Raw genomic sequence first — 12,199 nt, 5'->3', positions numbered from 1 at the left:
GGCCCTTTTCTAAAAACCGTTGATCGTGGAAGGCGAGACGCGCCGGTAGAGCCCGCTCACCATGTCTTGCCAAGCATTGCCGCTCGTGGGCTTGAACTGAAGTTTCATGCGATAGGTATCGATGTCGTCAAAATTGTAGGTCACGCGAGCCGAGCCGCGCGGCGACGACCGTTCCAGCGCCAGTTCGCCACTGTTCCACGTGCCCGCGGCCGGTGACATCGGCACGAACCCCATCGAGTCGAACTGATGCAGGGTGACGAGGCCGTTCTGCTGGTCGAAGCCGAACACATTATGCGCGCCGAACGAGACGGTGCCGTCGCGGCGCTGGCGATAGCGCTGCACCACGAACAGGCCGCCGAACTCAGCCTCGGCCAGGACTTCCGCAGTCGCCGTGCCGGCATCGGTCCATTGCGTCGCCGCCACTTCTTCCTCGCCGCGCCATGCGCCGACCAGCGCCTGCAGGCGTTGGTGACCATCCGAGAGGGAAGAGAAGGACGACGCGTTCATGGCTCAATGGGTGCGGAAAGGGTTGATGGCGACCACGGAGCCATAGGTTTGCCCATGGCTGAGATCTTCGGTGTACAGTTTCTTGACGCCAAGGCGCTCGGCGGCGGCAATAATTGCGCCATCCCAGTAGGAAATCCGATACCGCTGCGCATTCTCGATGCCGCGCATGACCACCGCGCTGTCCAAATCCTGGCAAGGCTTCATGGATATCGCGGCGACCCATTCGGCCGCCTTGGCCGGCGCCAGCACGACGTCGGCACGTTTGGTCACGTTCACGTAAAACTCCTGCAGCACCTGTGCGGAGGTCGAGTAGTCTTCCTTGGCAATCAGCTCCACGGCGCGTTCATACTTGGCGCGCTCGGATTTGTGCCCGATGGCCGCATAAACCAGAACGTTTGTGTCGAGGAAGCACTCAGCGATCATAGAGAGCCTCCCTGTTCCAACTCTTGCTGCCCATATCTCCCGCCGCCTCGCGCGCAAGCCGCAGAAGCGCCTGCCGTGCCTCGTCCTTCGCCTGCCGTTTTGCCGCCACCTCGGCAAAAAACTCCCGCACCATTCCGTTGACCGTCGTCCGCTGTTCGGCCGCCGTCAGCTTGACCTGTTCCAGAATGGCTTCCTCGACGGCCAGGGTGATATTTTTCATGTCACTTCTCCTGCAATTCCACACAGTATATGTGTAGCTGTGTGGTCATCGCAAGTTACAGCCGCTTCAGGTCGGTGACGGTGAGGTCACTCTGGGCGTTGCCGGTGTTCAGCGTCGTCGCCGGCTCGAACATCAGTACGACGGGCTCCTTGGTCAGCGAGCGCGGCCGGTGCTCGACGCCGCGCGGCACGACGATGAAGTCGCCCTCACCGAGCTCGACCGGCCCGTCGCGGAAGTCGATGGCGATCCTGCCGCGCAGCACCAGGAAAGCCTCGTCCTCATGCTCATGCGCATGCCAGTCGAAGACCTCGCCGAACTTGGCGACCTTCGCCTGGCTGTCATTGACATCGCCGGCGATATGCGGATCGAAGACCTTGGCGATCTTCTGATCCGCCGCCTCGATCAGGTTTATCTTGCGCGGAGGCATCCGCTTTAGCCCTTCACCGCCTTGACGATCTTCTTGGCCGCGTCGTCGAGGTCGTCGGCCGAGACGACGTTGAGGCCGCTGTCGTTGATGATCTTCTTGCCGAGCTCGGCATTGGTGCCTTCGAGACGCACCACCAGCGGCACCTTCAGCCCGACTTCCTTGACCGCGGCGATCACGCCCTCGGCGATGACGTCGCACTTCATGATGCCGCCGAAGATGTTGATCAGGATGCCCTCGACCGCCGGATCCTTGGTGATGATCTTGAACGCCGCGGTGACCTTTTCCTTCGAAGCGCCGCCGCCGACGTCGAGAAAGTTAGCCGGCTCAGCGCCATAGAGCTTGATGATATCCATCGTCGCCATGGCAAGGCCGGCGCCGTTGACCATGCAGCCGATATTGCCGTCGAGCGCGACATAGGCGAGGTCGTATTTGGACGCCTCGATCTCCTTCTCGTCCTCTTCGGTGGTGTCGCGGAGTTCCATCACGTCCGAGTGGCGGAACAATGCGTTGTTGTCGAACGACACTTTGGCGTCGAGCACACGCAGGTGCCCGTCCTTCATGACGATCAGCGGGTTGACCTCGAGCAGGCTCATGTCCTTCTCGACAAAGGCCTTGTAGAGGATCGGGAACAGCGATGCGCCGTCCTTGGCCGCATCGCCGTCGAGCTTCAGCGCGGCGTTGAGTGTCTTCACGTCTTCGGCGCTCACGCCCTTTTCCGGGTCGATGGCGACGGTGACGATCTTTTCCGGCGTGTCATGCGCGACCGTCTCGATGTCCATGCCGCCTTCGGTCGAGACGACGAAGGCGATACGGCCGACCGAGCGGTCGACCAGGATCGACAGATAGAGCTCGCGGGCGATGTCGGCGCCGTCCTCGATATAGAGGCGGTTGACCTGCTTGCCGGCCGGCCCGGTCTGCTTGGTGACCAGCGTGTGGCCGAGCATCTCGTTGGCGTTGGCGACGACTTCGGCCGCCGACTTCGCCAGCCGCACGCCACCCTTGGCGTCGGGGCCGAGCTCCTTGAACTTGCCCTTGCCGCGGCCGCCGGCATGGATCTGGCTCTTCACGACATAGAGCGGGCCGGGCAGCGCCTTTGCGGCGGCTTCCGCCTCGCTGGCCTTGAACACCGGGACACCGCTTGCCACTGGCGCGCCGAACGTCTTCAGCAGCGCCTTGGCCTGATACTCATGGATGTTCATGCGATTGATCTCCGGGGAGGACGATTGCTTTGCCGGCGAGATTACTTGCTGGCGAGATGCGGGGCGATCTTGGTGCAGGCCTCGGTTAGGCCCTGGACGGCCGCGACCGAATTGTCGAACATCTTCTGCTCTGCCTTCGACAGGTCGATCTCGATGACGCGCTCGACGCCGCCGGCGCCGATCACCACGGGAACGCCGACATAGGTTCCCCTGACGCCATACTGGCCGGAAAGGTGGGCGGCGCAGGGCAGCACGCGCTTCTTGTCTTTGAGGTAGGATTCGGCCATGGCGATCGCCGAGGCCGCCGGCGCGTAATAGGCCGAGCCGGTCTTCAACAGGCCGACGATCTCGGCGCCGCCGTCGCGGGTGCGCTGCACGATCTGGTCGAGCTTCTCCTTCGAGGTCCAGCCCATCTTGACGAGATCCGGCAGCGGGATGCCGGCGACCGTCGAATAGCGGATCATCGGCACCATCGAGTCGCCATGACCGCCGAGCACGAAAGCGGTGACGTCCTCGACCGAGACCTTGAACTCCTCGGCCAGGAAGTAGCGGAAGCGGGCACTGTCGAGCACGCCGGCCATGCCGACGACATGACTGGTCGGCAGGCCGGAGAACTTCTGCAGCGCCCAGACCATCGCGTCGAGCGGGTTGGTGATGCAGATGACGAAGGCCTTCGGCGCGTATTTCTTGAGACCCGCGCCGACCTGCTCCATGACCTTGAGGTTGATGCCGAGAAGGTCGTCGCGGCTCATGCCCGGCTTGCGCGGCACGCCGGCGGTGACGATGCAGACATCCGCGCCCTCGATGCCGGCATAGTCGTTGACGCCGGTCAGCCGGGAGTCGAAACCGTCGACGGGGGAAGACTGCGCGATGTCGAGGCCCTTGCCCTGCGGAATGCCCTCGGCGATGTCGAACAGCACCACGTCGCCGAGATCCTTGAGGCCGATCATATGGGCTAGCGTGCCGCCGATCATGCCCGAGCCGATGAGCGCTATCTTGTTGCGTGCCATGTGAGGATGTTTTCCCTTTGTCTGTGACGGTGCCGTGACGGGGCCGGGGAGGCCGAAAGGATGCGGGAAGCCGCGAGATTTCGCCGCACCCATTAGCGCCGGCCAAAGAAAAATTCAAATGATTATTTTGATCCCAGTGTTTTCAATCGGTTAGATGCTTTGGGAATTACGTAAACGTCAAAGTTCCTGAGACGACTGACGCGAACTTATACAATGAACGTGGAAATCAGAAGGCCTCATCCCGGCGATGACGCCCTTGTGAATTAACGGCTTGGTTTCTGACGCTGCCGGCCTGCGCTGCGACGGCCGGCTGCAGCTATACCTGCGCCTGCCTTGCCTTCGCCACCGGCGCCACCTCCCGCCGTTCCGCCCAATCATCGAGCCAGTCACGGCTCTGCATTTCGACCAGGCGCGAGGCGGTGCGCTCGAATTCGAACACTTCCGTGCCGCGTTTGGCCGTGTAGAGCCCTTTCGGCGCCGCAGCGGCGCTCATCACCAGCCGCATGTGGTGGTCGTAGAGCGTGTCGATCAGAAGGATGAAGCGCTTGGCCTCGTTGCGCTTGCCTTCGCCCAGCACCGGCACATGGTCGATGAAGACGGTCGAGAAGCGGCCGGCGATGGCCAGATAGTCGCGCGCGCCGAGCGGCTTTTCGCAAAGGTCGGCGAAGGAAAAACGCGCCGCGTCGCCGGCGGCGCGCGGCACGATGAGCTGACGGCCTTTCAGCGTCAGCGTTACCTCGCCGGTCGGCTGGCCATCCGTCATCGCCTTCCAGGCCTCGTCCAGCGCGCGCTCGGCCGCAGCGTCATCCGGCGTGACATAGACCGGTTGGCGGTTTAGCTTTTCCTGGCGGTAGTCCTTGTCGGCATCCAGCGTCATCACATGCGCATTGCGCTCGAGCAGCGAGATGAACGGCAGAAAGAGCTGGCGGTTCAACCCGTCGCGATAAAGGTTCTCCGGCGCCACGTTGGAGGTGGCGACCAGCACCACGCCATTGGCGAACAACGCCGAGAACAGGCGCGACAGGATCATGGCGTCGGCGATGTCGGTGACGGAGAACTCGTCGAAGCACAGCACCCAGGCTTGATCGGCGAGCGCCCGGGCGACCGGCGGGATCGGGTCGTCCTCTTTGACCGTGCCTTCCTTGCGCGCCTGCCGGTGTTTCTGGATCCGGTCCTGCACATCGGCCATGAAGTCGTTGAAATGCACGCGGCGCTTGCGGCGAACCGGCAGCAGCTCGAAGAACATGTCCATCAGCATGGTCTTGCCGCGACCGACGCTGCCATGGATGTAGAGGCCTTTGACGGGCTCGCGCGGCTGCCGCTTGGCCGCGAACAGCCAGCCCAGCGCGCTCGATTTCTGCGCCAGCCTTTTGGCCGAGATCTCGTCGATCAGCCGGTCGAGCGCGGCGACGATATGCTCCTGCGCCGGATCGCGCTCGACAGCGCCGCTCTGGACGAGATGGTCGTAGCGCTGCCTGACGGTCGCGTGGGTCTGGAGGCCGTCACGCAGGTGCATGGTTCACATCATTTACTTTGAGCAAAATGCTCCAGGGAGGCGCCAGGCTATGTTGAGATTCAGGTCAGGCCGAGCCGAGAAGGGTGGGTTCCGAGAACCGGAGCGGAGCGTACGTGAGCACCGGAAGCGCAGGAAGCCGCCATTCGCAGGCCGGCCTCACCTGAATATCAGCATAGCCTACCTTGTAAGCGAGATAGGCTGGCCATTGGAAGTCTGGCCGTCGAACTTTTCGCCGCCCGAGGAATAGAGCCTGGCCAGCGTGCCGCCATTTTCATCGTAGAGCGTCAGCTGCTTGCCGGCGACATTCCACGACTTGATGCCGTCGATCGGCGCCGGGCAGTGCAGCGGACCGGCGCGGTAACCGGCGCCGAACTTGGTCTGCGGCGTCGCGACCTTGCAGCTCTGCCCGGAGACATTGACGTTCCACACGCCGGCGACGCTGGCCGCGGTGAGATCGGTGGCGCCGGCGGGCGCGGTGCCGTCCGGCGGCAGCGAAGCGACCTGGGTGTTCTTCGGCGCGGTGGGAAATTGCGACGGATCGGTGGTGCCGGGGGCGGCTGGCGGCGGCAGTTGATTCTGCGTCACCGTGCCGGACGGAGCCGGCGTCAGCGGCGCCGGCTGCTGGTCGTCCATCGACGAGAAGCGCGAGGTCGAGCAGCCGCTCGCAACCAGCGCGGCCAGCGAGATGGCCACAAGGCCGCTCCGCGAAAAGGGGCGGGTCATCGAAAAATTCATCAAAACCTCCGTCGGATCCGGCCGGGGGGAAGCCCATCCGCGTAATCTTCGCTTCACCAAGATGGGGAAGGTGGCAGAATTTCAACCTGATATGGTTAAAATAGGGTTTTCGGAGTTGCTGTTGCAAATTTATCGCAGCCGGGGTCCGGCGCCGGAGAGTCGCTGGCAGCGATTGTCTAAACTATTGAAATATCAATGCTATGTTCGGGCACTTGGCACGAATACATAGCCATCCGGGCCAACGATATAGCATTCGCGCAGGCCATGCGGCTTATCGATGGAGCCGGCCAGCACGATGTGGCCGAGCGCCGCCGCCTTTTTCTCGATTTGATCCGGGTCGGCGCCGTAAAGGCGCAGTTCGATTCCGGCCCCGCGTGTTTCGGCGCCTGCAGTAACCCCGGTCATCGGGTGGTCGAGATAGGAATGGTCGGCATGCAGCATGAAGACCGAGCCTAGCAGTTCGATCGCCGCGAAATCCTCATCGGCATAGATGATCCGGGCACCGAGCACGTCGCGGCAAAAGGCCTCCATCGCCGCCATGTCGGTGACCAACAGGTTGACGCCGACCCCAAGCGGCAGCGAGCGGCCGAAATCCTCGGCCTTCATCCACGGTGTCCCGGTTCGCTTCATGACCATGATGATCGCCCCTCGCTCCCGATCCTAGATGAAGCGGGCTCCGCCCATTGGCATTCGCCAGCAAAATGCTTGCGCCAGGTCCGCGCACCCTTATCTCAGGAAGAGACCGAGCCGGCGGAGTGAGAATGGCCGCGAGAAAAAGAACCGCCAACCGCTATTACAGCGGCCCGCATAGCGATCATTTCGACGGTGCCTTGTTCTTCAACCCCGGCGGCAAGCCGCCGGGACGCTTCGGCGATCTTCTCAGATGGCAATTCAGCGGCAAGCGGGCGAGATGGCCCGCCGCCGTTCCGAGCCCTCACCCGCAGGCGAAGCCGGTGGGTCGCGTGGATGGCGGCGCGCTAAGGCTCACAATGGTCGGACACGCCTCATTGCTTATCCAGACCGCCGGCCTGAATATTCTGACCGATCCGGTCTGGTCGGACCGCGCCTCGCCCTTCACCTTCGCCGGCCCGAGAAGGGTCAATGCGCCGGGCATCGCCTTTGCCGACCTGCCGCCGATCGACCTGGTCCTGGTCAGCCACAACCACTACGACCACCTCGACCTCGCCACGCTGAGGCGGCTAAAGGAGGCCCACGACGCGCGCATCATCACGCCGCTCGGCAACGACGCCATCATCCACCGCGCGGTGCCCGGCATCCGGCTCAGTGCGCATGATTGGGGCGACAGGATCGACACAGGGGTCGCCGCCATCCATGTCGAGCCGGCGCATCATTGGTCGGCGCGCGGCGGGCGCGACCGCCGCATGGCGCTTTGGGCCGGCTTCGTCATCGAAACGGCGGGCGGCAACATCTATTTCGCCGGCGACACCGGCTTCCATGACGGCATCAATTACCGGCTGATGGGAGAAAAGCATGGCGGCTTTCGCCTCGCCATCCTGCCGATCGGCGCCTATGAGCCGCGTTGGTTCATGGCGCCGCAGCACCAGAATCCGGAGGAGGCCGTTCTCGGCATGAAGCTCTGCAACGCGGCTCACGCCGCAGGCTGCCACTGGGGCACGTTCCACCTCACCGACGAGCCGGTCGAGGAGCCGGCGCAAAAACTGGCCGAGGCGCTTGAGGCGCACGGCCTGCCGCCGGAGCGTTTTCGCGCCATGCGTCCTGGTGAGGTCTGGGACATACCGGCTATCTGACGAAGGAACCCAAACCTGCGAAAAGCGTTGGTTTCGCGACGCAATTTCGCTCGGAGCTTCCCATGATCAGGTGGATCATCATTCTTCTCATCATTGCCGCTGCCGCCAGCCTGCTCGGCATGCCGGCGCTGGCCGGAGCCGCCGCCACGGGAGCGCGCGTCCTCATCGGCATCGTGCTGATCATCTTCCTGCTGATCGTGCTCGGCGTCTTCGCGGTAACTTAAGCGCGACCACTTGGTCGTCGCGGCGCGACCGCGAGGTCGTCGCCGACGCGACGTTTCGCGGTGACCGAGACAAGAGCCGGACTGGTAATTCCCGCCCGTTTCCGCCATATAGCGGCCAAATGGATTGGCCAAACGGATTGGAATGACCGGGTAAATGGCAGGCACGGCCCCCTTCGCCAAGATGAACGGCATCGGCAACGAGATCATCGTTGCCGATATGCGCGGCCGTGCCGACAGGGTCACGCCGGCCGCGGCGATCGCGCTGAACGCCGACGCCGCGACCAAGTTCGACCAGATCATGGCGATCCATGACGCGCGCACGCCGGGCACCGCCTATTATATCGACATTCTGAATTCCGACGGCACCAGCGCGCAGGCCTGCGGCAACGGCACGCGCTGTGTCGTCCAGGCTCTGGCTGCCGAGACCGGCCAGAAGAGCTTCACCTTCGAGACCCGCGCCGGCATCTTGAATGCTCAGGAGCACGCCGACGGCACGATCTCGGTCGACATGGGCAAGCCGCGCTTCGGCTGGCGGGAGATCCCGCTGGCGGAAGAGTTCCGCGACACCCGCATGATCGAATTGCAGATCGGCCCGATCGACGCGCCGGTGCTGCATTCGCCCTCGGCCGTGTCTATGGGCAACCCACACGCCATCTTCTGGGTCGACAAAGACGTCTGGTCCTACGAGCTCGACCGTTTCGGCCCGCTGCTCGAGAACCACCCGATCTTTCCCGAGCGCGCCAACATCACCATCGCCCAGGTGACGTCGCCTCAAACCATGATCATCCGCACCTGGGAGCGCGGCGCCGGCCTTACCAAGGCCTGCGGCTCGGCGGCCTGCGCCGCCGTGGTGGCAGCAGCGCGCACCAGGCGCACTGGCCGCAGCGTCTCGCTGCTGACGCCGGGCGGCGGCGAATTGCATGTCGAATGGCGCGACGACGACCACGTCATCCTGACGGGTGCCGCCGAATGGGAATTTTCCGGCAGCTTCGATCCGTCGACCGGCGCCTGGGCCCGCGACACCGAAAGCGCCGCCTGATGTCCGCCCTTGAGAAAGGCGCGGTCACCAACGGTATCGACGTCGTCACCTTCGGCTGCCGCCTCAATACCTATGAATCGGAAGTGATGCGCCGCGAGGCCGAGAGCGCCGGTCTCGGCGCGCTGCAGGGCGGCGCCGTCATCTTCAACACCTGCGCCGTCACGGCGGAGGCGGTGCGCCAGGCCAAGCAGGCGATTCGCAAGGCGCGCCGCGAGAACCCTTCAGCCCGCATCATCGTCACTGGCTGCGCGGCGCAGACCGAACCGCACAACTTCACCGCCATGGACGAGGTCGACCTCGTGCTTGGCAATGAGGAGAAGCTCAAGGCCAACTCCTACCGCGCGCTGCCCGATTTCGGCGTCAACGACACCGAGAAGGCGCGCGTCAATGACATCTTTTCGGTGCGCGAGACGGCAGGCCACATGGTCGACGCCATCGAAGGCCGGGCGCGCGCCTTCGTGCAGGTGCAGAACGGCTGCGACCATCGCTGCACCTTCTGCATCATCCCCTATGGCCGCGGCAATTCGCGTTCCGTACCGATGGGCGCCGTGGTCGAGCAGGTGAAGCGCCTTGCCGGCAACGGCTATGCCGAGATCGTGCTCTCCGGCGTTGACATGACCAGCTTCGGCGCCGACCTGCCGGGCAGCCCGAAGCTCGGCAAACTGGTGAAGACTATCCTGCGCCAGGTGCCCGACGTGAAGCGGCTCAGGCTCTCCTCGATCGATTCCATTGAGGCCGACGACGACCTGCTCGACGCCATCGCCACTGAACAGAGGCTGATGCCGCATCTCCACCTGTCGCTGCAATCGGGCGACGACATGATCCTGAAGCGCATGAAGCGCCGCCATCTGCGCGACCAGTCGATCCGCTTCTGCGAGGACGTGCGCAAGCTGCGTCCTGAAATCGTGTTCGGCGCCGACATTATCGCCGGCTTCCCGACCGAGACCGAGGCGATGTTCGAGAATTCAGAACGGATCGTCGAGGAATGCGGGCTGACACATCTGCACGTTTTCCCGTTCAGCCCGCGCGAAGGCACGCCCGCGGCGCGCATGCCGCAGGTCCGCCGCGAGGTGGTGAAGGCGCGCGCCGCAAGGCTGCGCGCCGCCGGCGAGGCCGCCTATCGCCGTCATTTAACCTCGCTCCCCGGCACGCGGCAGTCGATCCTGATCGAACGCGACGGTCTCGGCCGCACTGAAGGTTTCACGCTGGCCGCGATCGGCGCCGGCGCGCCCGGCGAGATCGTCGATGCCGTGATCACCGGCCATGACGGCGCCCGACTGATTGCGGCTCCGCTTGCCGCGCAAGCCGCCTGAGAAACTGCGAGACGCATGGCTGGTTTTTTCAAGAAGATATTTTCGTTCGGCAAGAAAGAGGTCGTCGAGGAGCGCGTCGATGAAACGGCCCCGCTGCCGCCGATCAAATGGGATCAGCTGGACGCGCTGAAGCCGGAGGCCGATCAAGCAGCGCCGGAGATTCTGGCGCGCGAGCAGGAGCCAGCACCCCACCCTCCCCTCGATGAGGAGGGTCGCCACGAAGTGGCGGGGCGGGGTGAAAGCGCCGGCGGGGCCGCGCCACAGCCGCCCCCTGAAGAGCCGAAAGCCAAGCCTGCGCCGGGCATCCCGCCGACGCCGGAGCCCATCATCCCCGCCGAGCCGGAACCGCTGCCGCAGCCTGAGCCGGAGGAGGAGCCGCAACCGGCGCCCGAGAAGCCCGAGCCGCCGGCCCCCGAGGAAGTGCCGCCGGCACAACCCGAGCCCTTGCCCGCGCCGGCGCCAGAACCTGCGCCGCAGGAAGTGCCCGCCCCTGAGCCGGCTCAGCCGGACATCGAGCCTTCGCGCCCTGAACCGCTGCCTGAGCCTGCGCCTGTGGAGGTGCCGACGCCCGGCGAAGCGCCCGCAGAGACGCCGACACCGATCGAGGTGCCGCCAGCCGAGGTGCCCTCCATCGAGCCAAGCTCAGCAGAGGCTGGCGTTGCGCCTCGAGAGCCATCTGCCGAAGCCGAAGCCGAAATCGCGCCTCCTATTCGGCAGCCCGCGCCCGTCGAGCCGCAACCGATCCTTGCCGAGATAGCACCAGAGCCCGAGGCTGTGCCGTCGCCGCCATCCCCCTCCGTCGGCAAGGTGACGGTCTCGAAAAAGGTCGAGCAGAAGGCCGAGCCGGTAAAGGTCCCGGAGCCGGCGCCTCGGCGCTCCTGGTTCCAGCGCATGCGCGAAGGGCTCGCCCGCTCGTCCCGCGAGCTCACCGGCAACATTGCCGGCGTCTTCACCAAGCGAAAGCTGGATGAGGACACGCTGCAGGACCTGGAGGACGTGCTGATCCGCGCCGATCTCGGCGTGGAGACGGCGCTGCGCGTCACCGATTCGCTTGCCTCCAGCCGTTACGGCCGCGACGTCTCCGACTCCGAGGTCCGCACCGTGATGGCCGCGGAGGTGGAGAAGGTGCTGACGCCGGTGGCAAAACCGCTCGAGCTCGACCTCAGCCACAAGCCGCATGTCATCCTGGTCGTCGGCGTCAACGGCACCGGCAAGACCACCACCATCGGCAAATTGGCCGCCAAGCTCACCGATGGCGGCCTCAAGGTGATGCTGGCCGCCGGCGACACGTTCCGCGCCGCCGCGATCGAGCAGCTGAAAATCTGGGGTGAGCGCACGAAATCGCCCGTCATCGCCACCAAGCTCGGCGCCGACGCGGCGGGCCTCGCCTATGACGCCTTCGAGAAGGCCAAGGAGGCCGGCTCCGACGTTTTGATCATCGACACGGCCGGCCGGCTGCAGAACAAGACCGAGCTGATGGCGGAGCTGGAGAAGATCGTGCGCGTGCTCGGAAAACTCGACCCGGAGGCGCCGCACACGGTGCTGCAGACGGTTGACGCCACCACCGGCCAGAATGCGCTGAACCAGGTCGAGATCTTCCGCAACGTCGCCGGCGTCAACGGGCTGGTGATGACCAAGCTGGACGGCACGGCCCGCGGCGGTATTCTGGTGGCGATCGCCGCCAAGCACCGGCTGCCTGTCTATTTCATTGGTGTCGGCGAGCAGGTCGACGACCTCGAACCGTTTTCGGCCAGCGAATTTGCCAGGGCGATCGCCGGCGTCGCCTGAACAAAGGCGTGATCTTGGAAGGCCGCCTG

At 64.6% G+C, this 12,199-nt stretch carries 14 protein-coding genes; 5 read left to right on the top strand and 9 right to left on the bottom strand.

Translation table 11 applies throughout. The features are described 5' to 3' along the window. Positions 1-9: 9 nt before the first annotated feature. From E5X34_RS17890 to E5X34_RS17850, 9 genes are all read right to left on the bottom strand, one after another. On the bottom strand, positions 10-507 hold the full coding sequence (locus E5X34_RS17890) for a DUF1579 family protein (protein WP_292567337.1): 498 nt from the start codon (positions 505-507) through the stop codon (positions 10-12). Positions 508-510: 3 nt separating this feature from the next. After that, positions 511-930, bottom strand: a complete 420-nt coding sequence (locus E5X34_RS17885) for a PIN domain-containing protein (RefSeq protein WP_292077779.1) — start codon at positions 928-930, stop codon at positions 511-513. Further along, complete coding sequence (locus E5X34_RS17880; RefSeq protein ID WP_292077780.1) at positions 920-1,150, bottom strand: hypothetical protein; 231 nt, start codon at positions 1,148-1,150, stop codon at positions 920-922. Before E5X34_RS17880 ends, E5X34_RS17885 begins: the two co-directional genes overlap by 11 nt. A 55-nt stretch (positions 1,151-1,205) precedes the next feature. Beyond that, complete coding sequence (locus E5X34_RS17875) at positions 1,206-1,577, bottom strand: cupin domain-containing protein (RefSeq protein WP_292567333.1); 372 nt, start codon at positions 1,575-1,577, stop codon at positions 1,206-1,208. 5 nt (positions 1,578-1,582) lie between these two features. Next, on the bottom strand, positions 1,583-2,776 hold the full coding sequence (gene sucC / locus E5X34_RS17870) for an ADP-forming succinate--CoA ligase subunit beta (protein ID WP_292567331.1): 1,194 nt from the start codon (positions 2,774-2,776) through the stop codon (positions 1,583-1,585). A 41-nt stretch (positions 2,777-2,817) separates the two neighbouring features. Beyond that, entirely contained in the window at positions 2,818-3,786 is a 969-nt protein-coding gene (gene mdh, locus E5X34_RS17865; protein WP_292567329.1) for a malate dehydrogenase, read from the bottom strand. 316 nt (positions 3,787-4,102) lie between these two features. Continuing rightward, positions 4,103-5,302: a cell division protein ZapE gene (gene zapE, locus E5X34_RS17860; RefSeq protein WP_292567327.1), complete on the bottom strand. Its 1,200-nt coding sequence runs from the start codon at positions 5,300-5,302 to the stop codon at positions 4,103-4,105. A gap of 177 nt (positions 5,303-5,479) precedes the next feature. Beyond that, positions 5,480-6,037, bottom strand: coding sequence for a protease inhibitor Inh/omp19 family protein (locus E5X34_RS17855; protein ID WP_245456270.1), 558 nt, complete (start codon positions 6,035-6,037; stop codon positions 5,480-5,482). Between the two features lie 198 nt (positions 6,038-6,235). Beyond that, a complete protein-coding gene (locus tag E5X34_RS17850) occupies positions 6,236-6,673 on the bottom strand; it encodes a VOC family protein (protein WP_292567325.1) in 438 nt (145 codons plus the stop codon). 125 nt (positions 6,674-6,798) lie between these two features. Here E5X34_RS17850 and E5X34_RS17845 point away from each other — a divergent pair, with 125 nt between their 5' ends. From E5X34_RS17845 to ftsY, 5 genes are all read left to right on the top strand, one after another. After that, a complete protein-coding gene (locus E5X34_RS17845) occupies positions 6,799-7,806 on the top strand; it encodes an MBL fold metallo-hydrolase (protein ID WP_292567323.1) in 1,008 nt (335 codons plus the stop codon). A gap of 62 nt (positions 7,807-7,868) precedes the next feature. Next, positions 7,869-8,030: a DUF1328 family protein gene (locus E5X34_RS17840; RefSeq protein WP_292567321.1), complete on the top strand. Its 162-nt coding sequence runs from the start codon at positions 7,869-7,871 to the stop codon at positions 8,028-8,030. Between the two features lie 154 nt (positions 8,031-8,184). Continuing rightward, positions 8,185-9,069: a diaminopimelate epimerase gene (gene dapF, locus E5X34_RS17835; protein ID WP_292567319.1), complete on the top strand. Its 885-nt coding sequence runs from the start codon at positions 8,185-8,187 to the stop codon at positions 9,067-9,069. Then, a complete protein-coding gene (mtaB, locus tag E5X34_RS17830) occupies positions 9,069-10,382 on the top strand; it encodes a tRNA (N(6)-L-threonylcarbamoyladenosine(37)-C(2))-methylthiotransferase MtaB (protein ID WP_292567318.1) in 1,314 nt (437 codons plus the stop codon). The genes dapF and mtaB overlap by 1 nt, the downstream gene beginning before the upstream one ends. Positions 10,383-10,397: 15 nt before the next feature. Further along, entirely contained in the window at positions 10,398-12,170 is a 1,773-nt protein-coding gene (gene ftsY, locus E5X34_RS17825; protein WP_292567316.1) for a signal recognition particle-docking protein FtsY, read from the top strand. The last annotated feature ends 29 nt before the right edge of the window (positions 12,171-12,199 follow it).

It is taken from the genome of Mesorhizobium sp., assembly GCF_004963255.1.
Lineage (GTDB): Bacteria > Pseudomonadota > Alphaproteobacteria > Rhizobiales > Rhizobiaceae > Mesorhizobium.
The sequence above is the reverse complement of the archived record's forward strand: the minus strand, read 5'-3'. Positions and strand labels throughout refer to the sequence as shown.